A 19,262-nucleotide genomic window follows, 5' to 3' on the forward strand; every position below is an offset into this window, starting at 1 on the left:
CTTGTTGCCGCTTAATAAAACGGTGATCTTGCTCAATCAGATTATTGCGATATTTGGAGCACTGATGCACACCTTTGTGCAGATAGCCTTCCCTAGTAAGCTTTTTAATTGCCTTTAGGGTCGCTCCGTACTGATCGGTCACTAATCGATGTGGAAGACCATAGGTCTTTAAAAGGCGTTTGAGAAAATGATAGGCCGAGTTAAAGTCACGCTTCTTGCGCAGTTGAAAATCAAGCGTAAGACCTTGATCATCAATGGCACGGTAGAGGTAATTCCATTGACCTTTGATCTTGATATAGGTCTCATCCATACGCCAACTTTTGGAAGTGCGCCGATGGCGCTTACGCCATAGAGCCCGCATAATCGGTGAGTAATGTTGTACCCAACGCATGAGGGTTGTGTGATGCACGAAAATACTACGGTCGCGCATCATTTCAACTAAATCTCGATAACTGATGTTGTAACGCAAGTAGTAGCCTACGGCAAAAGTAATCACTGATTGATTGAATTGCCGTCCTTTAAAATAATCAGTCATCTGAAAACCTCCAGTTTCAATTCATGATACAGGATGCACTCTCCCTGAGTAAACTTTGCACCAGAACCGAGTCAGCAAAGCAGGAGCACAGCGCAATCTCAGCGCTATGCTCCTGCTTTATCAATTGATCTAATGTTCGATTGCCACGTGGCTGTCACTCGGGTGACAGTTCAATTCTGCCTCGTCGGCGACGATGGTATCAATACCTTTGCCAATTTCAGTGACTAGTCCGCATACCAGTGCATTTCCCATCATGAAGTAGCGTGCGCTCTTAGGCATACCGGCGGTCCAATTATCAGGGAATGTTTGCATCCGTTCACATTCTATCGGATCCAGGAGGCGGAGGCGGCCGGTTTCCTTATCCTGGATGACGTGCGTGCTGCGGTTGATGCTGTGTTCTGACGTCAGCATTGTGCGCCCAGGCCGGTCGAGTGGATCAGGAAAGGCCATACCACCTTCAGCGTAAAAGTACGTAAATCCAGTAGCGGCAGTGCGTTCTTCCCGCTTTGAGCCTTTTAGATACTCGAACTTTTCTTTGCGCCCGGGCTTTTGATCAATGAAGAGCTCTTCGTCATCAACATGATCCAGGACAATCTCATCAAGTGTGGTGGAATGGCCTGTATAGGCAGGTAGATACTTGCCTGTAAAGACTTGACCGTCTTGCATGATGCCTGTGTTTTCGAAGTGGAAGGAGAAGTTGTCGGAGAAGTCAACAATGCCGTCATAACCGTCCAATGTAGTCTCTTTTTTAAGGGAGAGCTCTGGCATAATTGGTAGCGCCGTCGAGTAGACGCTGCGTTCGACGATTGCTTTTTCTAAGCTGCCAGTGGCTTCGATGGTTTTGTAGTATTCAGTGTCTCGGCGGTAAGCAAAAATGAAGACGCGGCGCCGGCGTTGTGGGAAGCCGTATTCAGCGGCATTGAGCATACGCCACTGCACACCGTAGCCAAGCTGATTCAAGGTGAAGAGAATCATCCCGAAGTCGCGGCCGCGCTGGCGGGGACCCGGTGATGAGAGTAGGCGATCGACGTTTTCAAGTAGGATAAATGGCGGGCGTTTTGCGTCAACGGTGTCGCGAATGTCCCACCAGAGAACACCTTTTTTACCTTCAATGCCTTTGGCACCGGAATGGGCTACCGAATAATCCTGGCATGGAAAGCCACCGACGAGTAGGTCAATGTCTGGAATTTTTGTTTTATCGACGGTATTAATGTCTTCGTTGGAGTTGATGCTGGTGTCACCAAAATGGCGGACGTAACAGTCGAAGGCGTACTGATTTTTGCGGCCAGGTTCCCATTGGTTTGCGTAGACCGTTTGCCAGCCCGAATTCAAGGCATCAAGTCCAACCCGGAATCCGCCAACTCCTGCGAATAGTTCTGCGACTCGTTTTTTCATAAGTTGTTTCTCTCCGTTCGGAATTTCATTTTAGAATAGTCTTAGCTTACACCAAAAATAACTAGCGATCAAGTGTTCGTTTGATCACTAGTTACTTCTGAGATTATAGATAAGCCTCGTTTTCGAGTAGTTTGACCATGGTGGTGCCCTTCACCCAGATGTCCTGGTGACGATAGGTCGCAATGCCGTGAACGATAAGCGATTTGTCCTTGCCATCAATGCCGGTGCCACGGACGAAGACATCGTTGTCAGCAGATTTCATCAAGTTAGTCTCGGTCATCGGCAGCTTAGTTTTGGGACTGAAGCGCTGCTGGCCGGTAGCTGTGTACATGTATGAGACCTTGAGCTGGTCTGTATTGAGTAGAGTTCGAGTGTGATCCCAAAGCCGCTGCACTTTGCTGCGGATGAACGCATCACTAAAGGAGTATCGCTTGAAACCAAGAAAGACGTTATCAAGCAGTTTTGCGTCAGTTGATGGTTCTTTGAAGACACTAACGAGGAACTGGGTTTCGGCAAAGTAGTTGTAGATTTCGGAGTCAGTGAACTCATCGTCTTCGTTGCCCCAGGACATCACGTCCATACCTGAGAACTTCGTATCCTCAGTACGGCCACCATTTTTGGAGAGGACAAGCGTTTTGGGCTTAATTCCCATCTCTTTAAAGAGCGGGACGCTGGCGAATTTAGCGTGTGGGCTACCGAAGATGGTGCAGACGATGGTCTCAGCGATGGACTTGCTGACATCGCCTGCAGCGGTTGGTTTCCAGGTGATGTTTAGCGCATCCAGCAGCTGCCGCACGGTCATGCCGTGATACTTCTTAGCGGCGTTATGTAGGCGTTGATCGAATTCAGAGTAGGACGCGATATTGGTGTCATCAGCCTCAACGCGATTGGTAAAGTAGCGTTCGGCGATGGTCGAAACAACTGTGCGCTTAAAACGAATCCGCGGATGGTGAGGCCATTTAGGCGCGGTGTCGAGGAACATCAGGTCTTTACGTAGAGCAGAGGAGAGGGCAGGATAGCCATCATTTGGGGCAATCCCACGCGCTTGTACGTCGCGGATAAAGTCTTGGATAAGCAGCCAGTCCTGCTGCAGAATCTCAATTTCACTTTGCGTCAGGTGAACGAAATCATAGCCAAGCACTGGAAAGTTGGCGTATTGCGACGCCGTGACGGTTTTGTCGGAGTCGTAGAGGTAGAAGACAAGCAGCAGGTTGGCAATTTTATCCCAGAAGTCTGAATCATAGAAAGTCTCTTCAACAATTTTATCTGGTGACACAGCGGTAATTGACATTGGTTCCTTAGCTTCATATGGGATTGAAGCATTGCGAGCTTTGCCTTTCTTGTAGCGAAGACCTGTAGTTTTTACCTCAACCAACCGCCCATCGACAGAGAGATCCGGTCGCTGCGCGTTGTCGGAGGGATAGCCGATGACCGAGTTTTCGATGACATTACCAGCAACGCCAGTTTTCTTCGGGAATTGTTTGACGGAATCAAATTCACCCTTTACATCTAATTCGCCGAGTGTTTTGTCAACGGCAGCATTGAGCCGACGGAGCAGATCAGATTCGGTAATGTGATGACTGGGAATTGGCATGACGGTTCCTCCTAATAAGTAATAGATAAATGTTACCCGCGTTTTTTCGCCATTATCTAGCATGATTGTGAAGTCTGGACGGCCGCCACCATTACCGCCGGTTTTGGAGGGGTTTGACTTTAACGATTGATCAATGCTAGGATCTGCCGTTTCATTTTCTGATGCTATAATATGCCACCCGAGATCTCGAATCTGATCGTCCGCCCATTGCTTCACGGCTGTTTCAATGCTTGCTGCCATTTGGCCCACCGCCTCAATCTTCATTTGTGTGTTCATTCAATTAAACACGATTAAGGCTAATTATAAACGTCATAGGCTCGAAACGCAGTATGTCAGTTCACAAAGCACGAATCTTACGACTGTGCATGATTCAATTAGTGCCAAACAGGTTAATCAAAACGGCGAAGTAGTCTGCAGCTTCCTCTACTGTAAAAAAGTCGATGACATTCAGCTCACTAACCCTTGACCCATCGATAATGACAATTGTCACCGCATCCATGCTCTCACCCCCTTATCAAAAGATTACGCGGTCTGATTGCTCATCGCCCAGCCAATGGAAAACGTTTGCCCCATCAGGGTATACCCTGGTGGGACATTTTCGGAACCCGTCAAATTAACGTTTATCGTGTCCCACCAGGGTGTATTATCAAAGAAAAAGAAATTTCCACGGTTCGGTACATGTGTATGTACTTATCGGAGAACCCCATCTATAATAGAAGTAAATAGTCGGAATCGCTTAATCAGAACACAACGACGGGAGTGAAGGCATTGGCGAAAACAATCAGTAAGCAGCAGAAATGGAACGCAGCTCACCGAGAAGCGACCCGGATTGCTAGCGATCGAAGTGCAACCAAGCGCTTCATCCAACGATACGCCACGGCTGACGATCTCGTTGCAGTTGAGAAAATGGTACAAAGCCAGCGCGCAGCATTGAAGGAACGTGAGGCAGAGGCGATCCGGCCGTTGGATCTGTATGCCGGGGTTATCGGGCACTCATCAGATGATCAGCCTCCGCGAGGCTTTGATGTGATTGAGTCGGCGGACGTTATCACGGCCTCCTTTGAAGGCAAGTTCCTCGTCAAAACACCAGACCGAAGCAAGCTGGATCCGTTTAGCTTTGATTGGCACCAACGCGAAACGCTTGCAAGTGACCACCTGGACGCCTGGTGGCAATGGGAATCAAAGCTGCCGAGGCTGCATACGGAGAGCCGCATATTCCGCGCCTATCCGGTGGAGAAACGCGTCGAAATCGAAGCGGAGCTGGAGAAGCAGTTTGGCTATCAGCCAAGGTTCAAGGTTCGTTACAGTGCTGCGGCACTGACACGACGGGAAAATGAGTTCTTCAGCCCGTTCTCTGAAGAACCTATTATTAGATGGGAAGGCGCTGGCCGGGGGTACTGGCCAACCCAGCAGACCGAAGTGGTGAGCGGTAATCTTTCTCTGGTTGAAGATCAGCCCTGGGAGGAAGGACACCCGCCATTGCTGGAAACAGAAGTGCTGCGTCCAGCCTATGAGGCGCTAAGCAAAGAAGACAAACCTGTGTATGTACCAACAGACCAGGCCCCGGTGCTGAAGCCCAGAAAGTACCAGGCAATCAAGGTCACGCGACGCACGCAAAAGGATGGTACTGAACGAGAATACCGCAAACCCGCTGGCCAATATCGCGGTCTCAACCGCACGGAAGCGTACAAGGCTTATCGTAAAGATCACCCGCACGCGAACCTAGACAACATCGAGCTTGAGGAGATTTAGACAAAGTGGGCCAACTCGGCCCAAAGTTGTGCTGAAAGGTGGGGTAACTTTGGCAATCAAGGCAACGAATACACAGATTAAGGTCACAATGACGCCTGAGCAGCGCTTAGTGCTAGACCAGGTCAAAAGCACAAGTGGCGAACGAACTTCGGAACTTATCAATCGGCTACTCGCGACCGAGCTAGCCTTGCAGCAGGCCGGCCTCAACCACGACTTGCACGCTAAGCAGAGAGGTGGACACTAATGGCCAAAGTTGGTTATGCGCGAGTCAGCACGACAGATCAAAATTTGGCGCGTCAATTTGCCGCCTTTGACCAGGCGGGCGTCACGAAGGTATTTGCCGACAAGCTAAGCGGCAAAAACCTGGAGCGGCCGCAGCTCAGGGCGATGCTTGATTACATCCATGAAGGCGACGAGGTGGCGGTGCTTAGCGTAGATCGCCTGGGTCGCAATAACGCTGAGCTGAGCCAGGTCATCGGGATCATCAACAGCAAAGGCGCTATGCTGAACATCTTGAGTTTGCCTACTTTTAGCGAGATCAAGGAACCTAACTTGCGCCGCCTGATCATCAACATTTTCCTGGAGCTGAACAAATACCAGGCCGAGGAAGAGCGCAGAAAGATTCTGGAGCGGCAACAAGAAGGCATCGCCGAAGCTAAGAAACGCGGCGCGTATAAAGGTGGCCGAATCTTGTACTCCGCCGACGTTCAGAACGCCAAGAATCGTTTGGCCTACGAGCAGCTGGTGAAGCTTGTTGGCGAAGGCGTGCCCACAAAGGAAGTTGCGCGAAGAATCGGCGTCGCGCGCAGTACTGTCTACCGAATCATCAAGAGAGATCACCTCAAGGACTGATTACAGAAACGAGAACCGGTGCCCAGGTTGAGAAGACCAGGATGGTGGTTCTCTTTTTTTGATCCTTCAAGCCAGGCCACAGCCTGCACTCACAAACCGAGTGTAGGCTGTTCAACGTTATGTGGCGGCGCGCCCAGGGGGCCCTTGCGCACGCCACGGTTACTTTAGTCTCCTACTGCTGTTTTGCGGTCTTGCAAGAATCCAGAAGGAGTGATCAGTGCTTGCCCTGCTTCGCAGTGCCTGGCGTACCGCCAGAAGCCCGCCGCGCTTTTCTTCATCTCTCGCGCTACGCCTAACGCCGCTTCGCAGCTACACCGGAACCCTTCCACCGGCAAGGGGCGAAAAACTTTTGCAAACCCGGCAAAACTTTTTGCGCTCAGCCCACCCTTGCCGGTTCCAGGAACCCGGTGTTACGGCTACGACGTCGAGAGATGAAGAAAAGCGCAAATGCGCAGTAGAAGGTCGGGCCGGAAGCCCAGGAGGTAATCTGATGAAGACGACAATCAAAGTAACTCAAAATGCGGTTATGGTAACATCTGTGAAACTGGTGCAAACGAAAATACCGCTGTCATGGGCCGGGGTTCCTATCCTTGGCGAGCTCACGGCAACATACGTGGCCCAACAAATCATCGGCGACGATGCCAGCGAGAGTCTGTTGGCAATGTTCCTAGATACTAAGAACCAAGTCATCGCCGCCCAACGCGTGTTCATTGGCACAGTCAACAAGGCCCTTGCCGCACCACGCGAAATCTTACAATCAGCGCTGTTGTGCAACGCCGTGAGCTTCATCATGGCTCACAACCACCCCAGCGGTGATTGCACCCCATCGGACGCAGACCGCCAGCAGATGCAAGCAATGGAGCTAGCCGGGAACGTTGTGGGTATCAAAATGTTAGATAGTCTGGTCGTATCGCCGGAAGACGCGTACTCAATCAAGAGCAACGCCCACATGGCCTAGGAGGGATAATCATGAAATCATATATCATCTATTGCGGGTATCAAATTCTGGGAGAGCAGGCCGACTGGTCGGAACACGTCAGCGCACGCAATGAGCTAGAGGCTCTTAAAGCGGGCAAGCAGAGCATTCTTGCACAATCCGTTCGACGGCCAGACGAGTACGGTGTGAACGTTGCACAGGCCGACAACCCAGAGCACGTAATCATCGGCATGGACTACATCGGATAGGAGGCGGACAGTATGAAGACGGTATACGAGGACGTTGTGAAGTAACCAGCCGACAAGCTGGCCCAGACCATGCAGGACATGACGTACTGCTGGAATGAAACCGTGGTACCCAAAAAACACTACAAGAAGCTCCTCACCAAACAGCTAGAGGAGGTTGTCGCGGACAGCGTTAGCGTCAGCATGGTTAATGCCTATTACAAGACGCTGGTGGAGTTCAACAAGGGAAACCGTGAATGGTACGTATCGGCCTTGTTGTGCATTGAGCTGGGCATCAACCCTAGTAAGGCCAGCCAGCAAGAGCTGGAGGCCGTCAATCGGGCCACGCTAGCGGCGCTGGCCGGGCCCGACGGCGGACTTTTGGCCCCCGACCTGAAAGCGGTATTTGACCAAGCAATGTTAGGAGCGTGAGCAAAAATGCCATTGAAATCAAGCATTCTAAGTTACCAAGACCGGGGCCGGTGGGGCAAGAGCAGTTACCGAGGTAACGTATCAGGCCACGTCATCAAAGACTTACTAGAGACGTATCGGCCGAAGAAATTTGTGGAGGTCTTTAGCGGTGGCGGCACGGGCAAGGACGTAGCTACCGACCTTGGCCTCACTGACAGTGTTCACCTAGACCTATTGACCGGCTGGGACGCGCTCAAGGACGACATGCCGGTGCAGTCAGACTTTGTGTTCTCGCACCCGCCGTACTGGGACATCATCGACTACGCGACCCAACGCGGCGCCTACGACCCGGACGACCTATCAAATGCCATGCCCTACGCGGACTTCATCAAGGAGCTAGACATTATCAACGAGAAGATATACGACAGTCTGGTCAAGGGCGGACGACATGCTTTCCTAGTCGGAGACGTTCGCAAGAAAGGCCACTACTACTCGATTATTAAAGACATGACTTGGTACGGCGACCTAGAGTGTCACCTCATCAAGGAGCAGTTCAACACTGTTAGCGGGCGGAAGAGCTACGGCGGGACGTTTGTCCCTATCGCGCACGAGCACTTGTTGGTATTCAAAAAGGGCGAAATCTGGCAGGTCAACATCAAGTACACCAAAGACTTCACCCGAACAATGGCCGACATGCCACACGCAACTTGGCGGGACCTCATCTATTCTATTGTCAGGGGACGCGGCGTTACGAAGCTGGCCGACCTATACGACGCCTTGGCCAAGACTGCCAAGGCGCAAGGAAACCCTAACTGGGAAGCAAAGGCCCGACAGGTGGTGCAGGACGAACGCTATTTTGAACGTGTCACACGCGGCGTGTATCAAGTGGCGTAAGAGGCCCAGCGGGAGCTGGCCCGTTTCCTTCACATTGAGACCGTGTTATAATATAGACAAGCGAAAAGGCACCCCACAAGGAGTGCCCTTCCACAGCAGAAGCCGTTTAAAGAACGGTGGTACAAAAGTCACAAACTAAAGCCGCGACCTCTCGCCAAAGTTGAAGCGGCTTTTAGTTTGCTCATTTTTTCCGGACGAAGCCGGTTGCTTTCATCAGCTTGCGCACTGCATTGACCAATCGCGTTACCGCGAGGACAAGCAGAGCTAGCGCACTGACAAAGGCCGTGATTGTCGCCAAAGCGCCAATCAAAAGCAAACCCGTACCTCCTTCCGTTGGAATTAAAGGTTATGAACCTTACGCCCATAAGCCTCACCTTCTCCCGAATATGAAGATACCACCGCTCATTAACTTTTCTGCTTCCTATATTATATCACAGATGCCGTCAAATGCTTAGAGCCACAAGCGTTTGACGGTATTTGATTGCCATCTCGCCGGGTAGCCGCCGCGCGGCCGAGGGAGCAGTGCGGCGGCCGTCCCGGCTGGGAGGGCGGGGGCCACGCCCCCTCACGCCCTCCGGGCAACACAGATCACGAAGCGAACGATCAAAAGGATGCAGCATAGTAAACGGTACGGCAAAACCCAGCCGCACTCGTTTGTCGCCTCCAGAAGCTCCCTCGGCCGCGCGGCGGCCTGAAACTACCAAGAACGGGTAGTTTCAAAGGCTTGCGCTGCTGTGCAGCGCCTGGCGATCTGCCAGCAAGACCTGGCGCCTTTCATTGGTTCTCACGCTCCGCCTACCGCCGCTGCGCGGCTACACCGGAACCCTTCCGCCAGCAAGGGGCGAAAAACTTTTGCAAGCCCGGCAAAACTTTTTGCGCTCAGCCCACCCTTGCTTGCTCCAGGAACCCGGTGTTACGGCTACGACGTTGAGAGTCAACGAAAGGCGCAAATGCGCAGTAGAAGGTCGGGCAAAAGCCAAGGAGGGCAAACATGAGAACACTAGCAGATTTTTACAGCGTGATGGCCACAGCGGATTATGGTGAGGAAGGCGAGACGTTCGGCGGCGATGGATGCGGGCTATACGTGTTCGGACTGGTGGCCGTCAGCACCGTTGAAAAAGAAGACAGCGTTCAGGTCACGGTCACATCACCTTATTCCTCAAGAATCTATGAGCAATCAACTAAATCTGATTACACCCAAATCCTTGACGCAATCGAAGATGCTCACGTTTCGACATTTTAGGAGGCAACCAAAATGGAAATCGCAACCTTTGCAAAGCTGGTAGAAGCGTATAACGGCGAAGATGAAAGTTTAGGGAATCTGCTTGATGCTGAGTTCTACAACATCGTCGTTGACCAGGGCCTAACCTCAACTGAAGAGGTCATCTTCAATGGTATTGTTCAAGACTTGTCGTTTACTTCAGCCACTGAGTCTACCGACCCCGGCGCTAATCAGGCGACTGCACAGTGGCAAGCAGAGATGGTGGCGGACGAAGGCCGGGAAATCAAACGAATCTTGCGAAAGACCGCTTCAGAGTGGGACGCACTCAACAAGGTTGAGAGAGACGAGTACCTGCCAGCCAACTTTTTCTGGGAAGCACAATAATAGGATGCCGCCGTTGAGGCGGCTTTTTTCTATGCGCTAATGACGATTGAACGTGTTCCCCGAAGGATATAATGGACAGAAAACCCGCCGAGGTGTATACTACGTGTATACGAGAGGGGCGATTCAGAATGACAGTCAAAGCCAGATCAGTTGGAAACTCTGTGACGCTGACAGTACCAAAGGAACTTCGCGTCGAAGAAGGACAGGAATTTGACGTGCAACGTAAAGCCGACGGAGCCATCGTTTTTACCCCAAAGCACCGCAACCCATTTGAAGGTGAATGGTTCAAAGCAGACCTCAAGCAAAACGACGTACTGGGTGACCAGGAGGTGCTGGATAGTGAGTGGGACTGAGTACATTCCGCACAAAGGCGACATCGTGAGTGCCAGTTTTGACCCCAGTGCTGGCAAGGAGATTCAGAAGCGCCGACCAGCCCTAGTCGTCAGCAATGCCCAGTACGCAAAATTAACGGGCCTTGCGGTCGTGTGCCCGATTACTCATGCAGACAGCAACCGATTCAGAGACACCGGACTGCTCATTCCACTTCACCAGAAGAAAACGGAAGGGTACATCAACCCGCTTCAATTTCATACGTTTGATTTCCGTCGTCGGCGATTTGAGCGGATCGAGACCGTTGCAACCGACACGCTGGCGCAAGCGTTACAAACAATCAACGACGTAATCAATGCTACTGAACCCCGGAAGCGTGGCTCAGTCAAAGGCTGACTAATATCAGCCTTTTTTGGTGTCGTCAGAGGCGATTCTGACGCGTTTTTGTGCGAGACGGCGAACAACTATGCGGCAACGGCCTCAAAATAGGGCAAAAAAATAGCCCCGCCGCCCGCGTCGGCGACGGAACTAATGCAATTTTGAAGCATAATCATTCACCATGCGTAAACAGGTGTCGTCATCATTTTAGGCTGAATTGCCCAGTCTTATAGTTGATTTTAACGCCCGCCTGCTGGTTAAAGACCCAGAGGCTCAGGCGCAGACCGTTCGGATTTTTGAGGGACTGCACAATCACGTGTACGCCACGCGGTACCAACTCCGATCCACTATATATGGGTATGGCCTGGTATGCGACCGCTTCGTCCTGGTGCGCTTGCAGGTAATTTCGTGTGAGAGTCTCAGGATAAGCCATGCCGCCAGGGTTACGCATGTCGTTGGTGCCCACATTTTGCGCCCGCGTGCCAAGAATCACGTTGTGGGTTTGCATGTCTCCATTGAGTGACCAGGCGACCAGGTGCGACTTGTTGTACAAGTATCCCCGGTACCCCGTGAGTTGCACAATGCGGTTGTTATTGATGCCGCCATGCCACCCCTTCTCTACTGAGTCTTTCGTTGCCGTGTATTTGGCATGCAAATACTCGCCAGAAACTCGCGTTTCTTCTGGGAAGGCGGGCCGGCTGACAACACTACTGTTGTGAAACATCATCGACTGATAGGTAACGATTGCCGTCACGCCCTGGGTTCTCCCGGCGCGATCAAGAGTCGAGTAATCAGTCGTCGCTGTGATATAGCTAGGCTCCTTCAAGTCACGGCTAACAGTACGCGCGAACACGCCCTCAAACTCCGGTTTGTTGTCCTTCACCACCATGTAGTTCTGCGGATACTTTTTAATGCTGAAGGGTGTCTTGATTAAAGCGTTGTCGGCCTTACTGTTCTCCACCGTTGCTCCTGGGAGGAGGCTTGATATTCCATCCACCGCCTTACAGCCACTGAGTGCGACCAGGGCCGCACCCAAGGTCAAGAGGCGGCCCAAATACTTCGTCTTCATTGTTTCCGGCCCCCTATCGTCCGGCTGCTTGTGCGGCGGCCTGTGCGGGCTGCTGAGATAATGCCGGAGCTTGCTTTTGCGATGCCTCTGCCTTGACGCCTGGTGCTTGCTGGTACTTTCGCTCGTCTTCTTTATCAACGGCGCTATAACCATAGGTCTTGATCAGGTAGGCCATCTCCTGCGGTGAGTCAGCCTCAAACAGACCCTTATTGAGCTGATTCGCCTGTACCGCTTTTAAGCGATTGTCACCATCTTGGTTCCGTTCTTGAATCACCTTCAGTGCGTTCTCTTCGTCCTTCTTGGCATAAATCCGGTCGATTACGCGGGTGGGAAACCCGCTCTCGTTTTGCACCTGCTTCAGTCGGTCGTTCCAATCTTTGATCTCATACCTTACCGGTTTCACGCCCAGCCTTTCGTACTGCCCAGCATATGACTTTATCTTGGTGATCACTGCATGTTGCATGGTTGGATCGAGGGCCGGATCCAGGCGCTTGACCAGCGCCTGATAATCCAGACCATTTTGGCCGGTCAGGTCGTGCATGAGCCCGGCCAGCTGGCCAGTACGCTCTTCATATGCTTCACCGGCCGCCATTCCGTCGCTGTGAGTGAAACCGCCTTTCAGGCCAAACCAGTTGTTGACCTCCTTGTCGTCATGAAAGTTGGTTTCTACTTTATCCAGTGCGGCGAGCGGCTCCCATGGAACACCAGCGGTGGCGGCCTGCTGTTGCAGAACCTTTAGGCGTTCCTGTGGAATTGCTAGGTTATCAACCATGAAGTGCCCGTATGGAAGGGTCTCCCCGGTTTTGACGTTCACAAAAGCGTGTTTGTTGATCATCTCATCAAAGAAGCGGTGCCCGGCTGGGTCATTGTCTACACCAAAGCCGACCCGTTCGGGAACGGCGCCAGTGCGGGAATGAAAGTATGCCATTGCTTTTGTGACGGTCTGCGGCTTTAGTCCATCCATCGCAAAGAACATCGTGTCCTTTGTTTGCGGGTGCAGACTCAAGTACGATAACGCGTCGATTGGCGACTCAAAGACGTACAGTTGTTTCGGCCGACCGATGGAGAAGTTGAAACCGTAGTCCTGCTCTGAGTTCTTAGCAATCTGCTTGAAGGTACCGCGTGGGCCGTTGCGTTTCTTGTCGATCGTCGTTCCCTGAATCGAAGCGCCAACGCGCTCACCATCATGTGCCCAGACAAACACCGCGTTGCCCTTGCTGTCCTGTTGAATGAAGCCGCGCTGGTGAAGCTGATCCACAATCGAGGGATTTAGACCGCGTGCCAGCGTTAGGTAATCGCGAGCCTTGGTGAAATCTTGAGAGTTTTGAATGTCGTACTTAAACGGTTGCCGGTCTTCAGCAGCCACTTTGGTGGTGGAGAGACTGTCGTCGTTTAATGCGGTCACTGCCTTTTGGAAGTTATCGACGCCGACAACCTTCATCATGAAGTCGATGGTTGACCCCCCTACCTGGCGGCTGTTCCAAATGAATTGGTTCTTTCGGGCATTCACTTTCAGTGAATCGTGCTGATCCCAAGACCAATAATCACCTCCGTCATGTACCAAGTTCACGCCATTCTTGGCGGCAACATCAAGGATGGAAACTGCCTTGGCATGCAAGATCATCTTCTCCGTGATGCCCTTGTTAGCGGACTTTGGTTTTGCCTTTTCTACCGTCTGTTCTTCCCAGCTAGCCAGGTAGTGCGTGTCCGGCGAGGAATGCGGCAACTCACTCAGCAACGGGTTGTTTTCCCATTCCTTCAGCGTGTTTTGGCTAAATTCCAGGTGGCTCTTTGGCCCGCCGTCCTTAGCAAAACTGGTCAGTTGTAAATCTACATCTGGGCGGCTACTCTTCGTCAGTGTTGCATACAATCGCTCTTCACCATTAGCGTCTACCTGGGTAATCTTGAGTGCTTGCCCGGCGTGTTCGCGAAGCTGTTTGAACCACCATGCGCTGGCCTGATCAGATTTAATCATGATTTCATCCAGGTTCCCTGTCGCCGCGTGTGGTACCTCCGGTACGATTGATGCCGGGTCTCTTTGTTCTGAATGTTGAGGCTGCGACTGATTGGATGCTGGTGCAAGGGTGACGGCTGGCGTAGCCGCCACCACTTCATAACTGCCATCACGTACGACCTTCCGCTGCGCTGCGGTCAGATCCTGGCCTTCCATGACCAGTGCCTTTCCAGACTCAGCGACCAGGCGTACAACGCCCGTCGCGGCATGAACCTGGCCCCATGGTTCAACGTGCCCGTCGGTTACATCCAGCCCTGGGAAAAGGCCGAGAAGGTCGTTGTGATCGACGCCACGGGTTCCCATTTCATATTGACCACTGATGATACTGCCGTTGCGCAAAACAAAGATGCCTTCACGCGGGTTAGTCGTCAGTTCATCGCCAATATCGGCCAAGTATTTGAGAATTTGATCATCAGTGACCGGTGCAATCGTTGCTTCTGTTGCCATCTGTCATTCCTCCTTTTGAGCACAAAAAAATCGCAACCTGATTGGCTGCGATCATCGTTCAGGGCCATAGCCCTGATTCTGCTGACGCTGGCGGTCAGCTTCTTTTTCATCCTGCATTCGTTCATAGTCGCGCTGTGCTTTCGCACGCGCCTTCATGTCGCCGGAAAGCGCCCGGCGGATAGACGACAAGGCTTGGAAGATGCCCTGGTTAGGCTGGCCTCGCTGGGCCTTGTGGTTGGAGAGCCCGTTCGGATGCTCCTTCCTATAAACCGCGTCGTCTGTCTTTCTCATCTCGCTCAGGATCGAGTTGCCCATCCTGGCGTACAATTCATCATACTTACCGTGTTCGTAGTCTTTGGCCCGACCAGCTTCCTTACCTTCTTGACCAGAACCATACAGTGCCTCGCGAAAATCTGTCTCGGCCTTCAGCGCTTGATCAAACTCTTGCAACTCGCTTCCGTGATACCGCTGCATAAATTTTGAGCTAAAGGCGTCTAGCAGCGGCCGAACTTCTTGGAGCGCGTTCATGTTGTACTTCCACTTCCGCTTGTCGTCGGGAAGCACCTTGTAAATCTGCTGGTACAGCCGCAGCAAGTCAAAGTTCGGGAGCTTCCCCCAGTCATAGTCATGCTGCGGAAGTTCGTTACGGATCAGGCTGGAAAGGCGAGCAAGCGATTGATCCCGGTTGATTAACTCATTTGCGATTGACGACTTAAAGGTGGAAATTGTCGAGCGCTTAATCATTCCGTTTGCCGCTTCTTTTGCCTGCCCCTCGGAATCATGAATCATGATACTCTGGCGGGTTGGTTCGGGTTCAACAAAAGCAATATGCACGTGAATGTTGTCGGTATTAAGGTGAATTGATGCCGACCATACCGCTGTATTAGCAAGTCCTTCGTTGATTAGAAGTCCGCTCATGCCATGGCGAATTGACTCTTGGAGCTTCTCTTGGTCGAGCTGTTTACTTTGCATATCATAAAGTCCGTGGTCGGCCAGAAACCGATTGTCAAAGCTCACCACGGTTTGCCACATCAACGATCCATTCTTCTGTGCAAGAGCAAACTGGCGCTTCAGTTCAGTGCGTTCCTCCTGCGATAAAGAATCTTTTCCAGCGGTGAACAAACCTTTACTCTTTTCAGGGTTATTCATGTAGTGGTTGTATCCATCAAAGCGATTAACGTTCCAGTCCTTGAAGTGATCACTTCGCATTGCGTCGGGGCGGTCCATATAGTTCACGTAACCACTGAATCTCTTGTCGGCTGCTGGTACAAACTTCATTACCGTTACGATGCCCGGTGTCTTACTCATCGTCGTCACCAGGCTTCGATCTTGTTAACTTATCCTTACGTGCGACCTGGTAAGCATGAATCTGGTCTGCGACTTGCTTCTGCGTTGCGGTAACAGATTCTGCCATAACATCGGTCACAGGAATTGCGTCTTCCATGCCACTGATAATCAAGTACGAGTTGAGTAAGTTGGTCAGCACCCGAACGTTCTTATCGACGTAACCCGTCCGAATACGGATGAGATCGAGTTGCGGTTTTACCTCCTTGGCAATGGCTTTTGCTAAGGAGCTTTGACTCTCGGCTTGCACTTTAAGCATTGCGTATTCTTTAAAGAGTTCTTCCAATGCTTCTCCCCGACTTTTCAAACCACGGTCATGCTGAAACTTCTCAATCCACGACCAGCTTAGCTTTCCGGGAGTGTCGCTTTCCAGGTAGACAAAGTGTCGTTCCTTTTTCATCTAGCCCTCCTTGTTTGCTGTTAAAAGTGACACAAAACTATTTAAGGCAATCGTGGCTTCCACAAGAACCTTTTCGTTCTTTTCAAGCACTTCAGCGAGATTGTTTCTATCATCATTGACGTAGTAGTCAGTCGCATGGGAGTGAATAAGCTGTCTCAGATATTGTTCCCTTGAGATGCCTTTTTTAGTAGCTGCTTCGTCCACCACCACTAGGTCTGCACTGCTAATGTTCCGTATGATTGTCGTTGCCATAGTCCGATCTCCTCTCTAGTAACATGCACGCTTTTCTACTGCCGCTTGAGGCGCAGCGGTTCAAAGACCTGGCTGGGGCGAAAAGCCCAAGCCATTTGAAAGAGCATAATAGAAATCTGCTATCACATCATGATAGAACCCGCAGTGCCGGTTGATTTTAGATGCTAGCGGAATTAGGCTCCTTGCTACCCCTTTCAAGGGCGTTTGATACCCCTTGAAAGCAATTCAAATTGTCTCGTTTTCTGAAATGCTATCAATATGCTCATGAATGCTACCCCATGGTTCTCACGCTATTTCAACTGCTTCTGGTATTTTTGGCGCGCAATGCGTGCAGATTTGATTGATTTTTGTGCAGATGCTCGTTCGGTTTGCTGCGTCTTCAGTGAGCTTTCGGTGTCCGAAATCTTCTGCTTTGTTGCGGCCTTTTGCGATCCGGTTTGAACGGAAAGCGACGCTTTCTGCTTCTTCAAAGTAGCCTTGAGCGTTGCGATATTGGCGTCAGCGTCCTTCACTTTTTGACGATATGCGGTGATGCGTTTGCCGTAGAAATGAACCATGTAGGTGAAGTATTCCTGCTCCAAAACGTGATCAGATGGTGTTGAACTCTTGTCAAAACAGACGGCTTTTTGAATGCTAATTGGCTGCGAAGATGACATGGAAAGGCCGCCGTTCAGTTGCTTATTTGTGCCGATAGCGACGTACAGATTCGTCTGGTTATCAGGCACGTTCTTCACGACCAAGGCGTAGAAATCTTCGCTTACCTGAACCAGTTTTGCTGGCAGCTTTTCACCATTGCCAGCGCTGCGAGTGCGTACGTTGGCAGTGATCGGTTGCAACGGATCAATCTGGTTGTCCTTCACATAGAGGTTCAACTGATACGTCGTTTTGTTGGCGTAGCGTGATGCCCCTGCGAAAGTGAATTGGTTGTCGCCTTGGGTAAAAGACTGATCTGGTTTTACGCCACTTGCTGTGCTGCTTTTGGGAAATAAAAAAGCCACTGCAAAGGCAGCGGCGACAACGACGATGATTCCTACGAGGAGATAGATGAACTTTTTCTCGGCCCGATTCTGTGGCCTCATCGTGATTGTTGAACTAAAAGCACTCAACACTTCTCCTCCTTTCTACTGTTGGTTCATAGACACGCCAGGCTCCATCTCTGCGTAAACATACTCACTCCACTCGGTGATTTTCTCGTCCTTAAAAGTGAAGCGATAGAGGATGTCCTGCTTCTGTGGGTTCGTGTTTCCTGCTCCGCTCAAATCGAAGACCACTCGGACAGTTGCCTGGCGTTCATTGCCGTTTTCCGGCTGAATCTGCACGTCTCGGTTGTACCAAGTCGTGCTCCAACGGAAGTTGTCAGCGGCCATGCCGCCGGTCGGTACGACAACCAGGTCGTCGGCAATCTTCTTCGTTGAGATGGCCTCAATATCGTCGTGTTGCTTACGTGCGTTCTCATAAAATTGTGTGTGCAATGTGACGAAAGCCTTCGCGCGTTTGGTGATTGTATCGTTGCTTGCCTTCAAAGAAGCAAGCTCTTTTGCGTCTGCTTTTTCAGCTTGCGAGGTGCCGGAATCCTGCGGCGTTGACGTTGTGGTCGTTGTCTTGCCAGCGCCCTTATTCACCACAACATTAGTGCGTGGTTTTGCGGCTTCCTGATGAACCTGATACCATCCGACTCCGGCTGCGCCGGTGGCCAGAACCGCCCAGGTTGCTAACCCAAATACGATTTTCCCATTTGCCATTTCCTAACTCCTCCTTATTTGACTCTGCCAAAGCCGGCAAAGTGTGCTTGCCAGTATGACGATGTGTAGGTCGCAATATTAACATTACTGCCCGCAGCGTTGATCATTTGCGTACTTGAAAGGACAATGCCAACGTGTGTGATACGCGGCCCAGAATACGTGTGCTCGAAGAAGATTAAATCTCCGGCCTTCACTTCGCTCTTGCTTAACCGCTTGGTTGCATCGTACTGATCCTGAGCGGTACGGGGCAAGAAAATTCCCGTCTTCCGTAGCGCCCATTGTACCAGGCCACTACAATCAAATCCGGCCGGGTTTGCGCCGGAAACGTTCGCGCCAAAGACGTAAGGCTTGCCAAGTTGAGCTCTTGCTGCGGCGTAGGCTTGATCAAAGTAGCTCATCTTGTCTCCCATAATCTTGACGTTAGCGTTGCTTGCTCCCTTGCCGGTGAGCAGCGCATCAGCGTCCGCCGGAGTCATGAATTTTTTAATGATTGAGGTCACAGCCGACAACCAACCTGAGTTCAGATTTCCTGGATCGTTGCCAGCCCCAACTGGTGCATAGGCTTGTTGGAGAGCAGTCAGGGTGCTCAGCCCACGCACGACGACCAGGTTGTGGAGTGTGGCTGCGGTGCCGTCGATGCCTGCCTCAATGCTACTAAAGTGAATCACCTGGTTGCCGCTCATTTGACCACTAGGATTGTTGTCTACGCGGATAGCACGGCTGGTGCCCCAGCCAGATTCGTTAGCCATAATGGCGGCGAATAGCGCCGGATTAACACCCGCTTTTTGAGCTGCGGAAATGGTGTATTGCTCCTGATTAGCCAGCACGCCATGCCCGAACCCTTTATCCCAGGCGGCGTGAAATACCGCCGCGTCGAAAGCCATGTTGGTCAGCAAGCCGCCGCTTCCGGCGTCGGCGGCAAAGTCATCGGCCTCTCGCCCCATATACGCATCGACGCTGGCGAGAATGCCAATCATGAGCGACAGCCCCAGGAGAAGAACCGCCACACCCAGACCAAGTGGTACCAGCCACTTTCGCCAGCGCCAACCGGCCCAGACCCGACGCATTGTTGTGGATTGCTCCATA

Annotated in this window: 22 protein-coding genes; 10 read left to right on the forward strand and 12 right to left on the reverse strand. The window is 51.5% G+C overall.

Going from position 1 to position 19,262, the window contains the following annotated elements; all coding sequences use genetic code 11:
• From JUE30_RS06800 to JUE30_RS11305, 4 genes are all read right to left on the reverse strand, one after another.
• A partial coding sequence (locus JUE30_RS06800; RefSeq protein WP_203624199.1) for an IS6 family transposase occupies positions 1 to 535 on the reverse strand: 535 nt, incomplete at its 3' end.
• A 129-nt stretch (positions 536 to 664) separates the two neighbouring features.
• Positions 665 to 1,930, reverse strand: coding sequence for a DNA (cytosine-5-)-methyltransferase (gene dcm / locus JUE30_RS06805; protein WP_203624200.1), 1,266 nt, complete (start codon positions 1,928 to 1,930; stop codon positions 665 to 667).
• Between the two features lie 103 nt (positions 1,931 to 2,033).
• Entirely contained in the window at positions 2,034 to 3,764 is a 1,731-nt protein-coding gene (locus JUE30_RS06810) for a MutH/Sau3AI family endonuclease (protein ID WP_203624201.1), read from the reverse strand.
• A gap of 130 nt (positions 3,765 to 3,894) precedes the next feature.
• A complete protein-coding gene (locus JUE30_RS11305; protein WP_255533293.1) occupies positions 3,895 to 4,023 on the reverse strand; it encodes a hypothetical protein in 129 nt (42 codons plus the stop codon).
• 269 nt (positions 4,024 to 4,292) lie between these two features.
• Between JUE30_RS11305 and JUE30_RS06815 the strand changes: the two genes are divergently transcribed.
• The 10 genes from JUE30_RS06815 to JUE30_RS06860 all read left to right on the forward strand — a co-directional run bounded on the left by JUE30_RS06815 (position 4,293) and on the right by JUE30_RS06860 (position 10,926).
• Positions 4,293 to 5,276 carry a hypothetical protein gene (locus tag JUE30_RS06815; protein ID WP_203624202.1) on the forward strand — a complete coding sequence of 328 codons (984 nt, stop codon included), beginning with the start codon at positions 4,293 to 4,295 and terminating at the stop codon, positions 5,274 to 5,276.
• A 243-nt stretch (positions 5,277 to 5,519) separates the two neighbouring features.
• Positions 5,520 to 6,128: a recombinase family protein gene (locus JUE30_RS06820; protein WP_054664864.1), complete on the forward strand. Its 609-nt coding sequence runs from the start codon at positions 5,520 to 5,522 to the stop codon at positions 6,126 to 6,128.
• A 490-nt stretch (positions 6,129 to 6,618) separates the two neighbouring features.
• Positions 6,619 to 7,086: a JAB domain-containing protein gene (locus JUE30_RS06825; RefSeq protein ID WP_054664861.1), complete on the forward strand. Its 468-nt coding sequence runs from the start codon at positions 6,619 to 6,621 to the stop codon at positions 7,084 to 7,086.
• Between the two features lie 11 nt (positions 7,087 to 7,097).
• Positions 7,098 to 7,313, forward strand: coding sequence for a hypothetical protein (locus JUE30_RS06830; RefSeq protein ID WP_125706269.1), 216 nt, complete (start codon positions 7,098 to 7,100; stop codon positions 7,311 to 7,313).
• A gap of 69 nt (positions 7,314 to 7,382) precedes the next feature.
• Positions 7,383 to 7,721 carry a hypothetical protein gene (locus JUE30_RS06835; RefSeq protein WP_239061373.1) on the forward strand — a complete coding sequence of 113 codons (339 nt, stop codon included), beginning with the start codon at positions 7,383 to 7,385 and terminating at the stop codon, positions 7,719 to 7,721.
• Between the two features lie 6 nt (positions 7,722 to 7,727).
• Positions 7,728 to 8,594 carry a hypothetical protein gene (locus JUE30_RS06840; RefSeq protein WP_239061374.1) on the forward strand — a complete coding sequence of 289 codons (867 nt, stop codon included), beginning with the start codon at positions 7,728 to 7,730 and terminating at the stop codon, positions 8,592 to 8,594.
• A 991-nt stretch (positions 8,595 to 9,585) separates the two neighbouring features.
• The gene (locus JUE30_RS06845; protein WP_054663372.1) at positions 9,586 to 9,837 is read left to right on the forward strand and encodes a hypothetical protein; all 252 of its coding nucleotides are present in this window, start codon (positions 9,586 to 9,588) and stop codon (positions 9,835 to 9,837) included.
• Between the two features lie 12 nt (positions 9,838 to 9,849).
• On the forward strand, positions 9,850 to 10,200 hold the full coding sequence (locus tag JUE30_RS06850; RefSeq protein ID WP_203624203.1) for a hypothetical protein: 351 nt from the start codon (positions 9,850 to 9,852) through the stop codon (positions 10,198 to 10,200).
• A 128-nt stretch (positions 10,201 to 10,328) separates the two neighbouring features.
• Positions 10,329 to 10,553: a type II toxin-antitoxin system PemI/MazE family antitoxin gene (gene mazE, locus JUE30_RS06855; protein WP_054663376.1), complete on the forward strand. Its 225-nt coding sequence runs from the start codon at positions 10,329 to 10,331 to the stop codon at positions 10,551 to 10,553.
• A complete protein-coding gene (locus JUE30_RS06860) occupies positions 10,540 to 10,926 on the forward strand; it encodes a type II toxin-antitoxin system PemK/MazF family toxin (RefSeq protein WP_054663366.1) in 387 nt (128 codons plus the stop codon). Before mazE ends, JUE30_RS06860 begins: the two co-directional genes overlap by 14 nt.
• Positions 10,927 to 11,110: 184 nt before the next feature.
• On the opposite strand, the gene JUE30_RS06865 is transcribed toward JUE30_RS06860, so the two are convergent.
• The 8 genes from JUE30_RS06865 to JUE30_RS11245 form a co-directional block, all read right to left on the reverse strand.
• Positions 11,111 to 11,977: a DNA/RNA non-specific endonuclease gene (locus tag JUE30_RS06865; RefSeq protein WP_203624204.1), complete on the reverse strand. Its 867-nt coding sequence runs from the start codon at positions 11,975 to 11,977 to the stop codon at positions 11,111 to 11,113.
• 13 nt (positions 11,978 to 11,990) lie between these two features.
• Positions 11,991 to 14,438: a DUF3991 and TOPRIM domain-containing protein gene (locus tag JUE30_RS06870; protein ID WP_203624205.1), complete on the reverse strand. Its 2,448-nt coding sequence runs from the start codon at positions 14,436 to 14,438 to the stop codon at positions 11,991 to 11,993.
• A 51-nt stretch (positions 14,439 to 14,489) separates the two neighbouring features.
• Positions 14,490 to 15,746: a MobP2 family relaxase gene (gene mobP2, locus JUE30_RS06875; RefSeq protein WP_203624206.1), complete on the reverse strand. Its 1,257-nt coding sequence runs from the start codon at positions 15,744 to 15,746 to the stop codon at positions 14,490 to 14,492.
• Positions 15,739 to 16,182, reverse strand: coding sequence for a hypothetical protein (locus JUE30_RS06880; RefSeq protein WP_203624207.1), 444 nt, complete (start codon positions 16,180 to 16,182; stop codon positions 15,739 to 15,741). The genes mobP2 and JUE30_RS06880 overlap by 8 nt, the downstream gene beginning before the upstream one ends.
• Positions 16,183 to 16,434 carry a hypothetical protein gene (locus JUE30_RS06885; RefSeq protein WP_203624208.1) on the reverse strand — a complete coding sequence of 84 codons (252 nt, stop codon included), beginning with the start codon at positions 16,432 to 16,434 and terminating at the stop codon, positions 16,183 to 16,185.
• Between the two features lie 290 nt (positions 16,435 to 16,724).
• Positions 16,725 to 17,540 carry an ABC transporter ATP-binding protein gene (locus tag JUE30_RS06890; protein ID WP_203624209.1) on the reverse strand — a complete coding sequence of 272 codons (816 nt, stop codon included), beginning with the start codon at positions 17,538 to 17,540 and terminating at the stop codon, positions 16,725 to 16,727.
• 15 nt (positions 17,541 to 17,555) lie between these two features.
• Entirely contained in the window at positions 17,556 to 18,176 is a 621-nt protein-coding gene (locus tag JUE30_RS06895) for a hypothetical protein (protein ID WP_203624210.1), read from the reverse strand.
• 14 nt (positions 18,177 to 18,190) lie between these two features.
• The gene (locus tag JUE30_RS11245) at positions 18,191 to 19,261 is read right to left on the reverse strand and encodes a C40 family peptidase (protein ID WP_239061375.1); all 1,071 of its coding nucleotides are present in this window, start codon (positions 19,259 to 19,261) and stop codon (positions 18,191 to 18,193) included.
• Position 19,262: the final 1 nt, after the last annotated feature.

Source organism: Lacticaseibacillus sp. 866-1 (assembly GCF_016861825.1).
Lineage (GTDB): Bacteria > Bacillota > Bacilli > Lactobacillales > Lactobacillaceae > Lacticaseibacillus.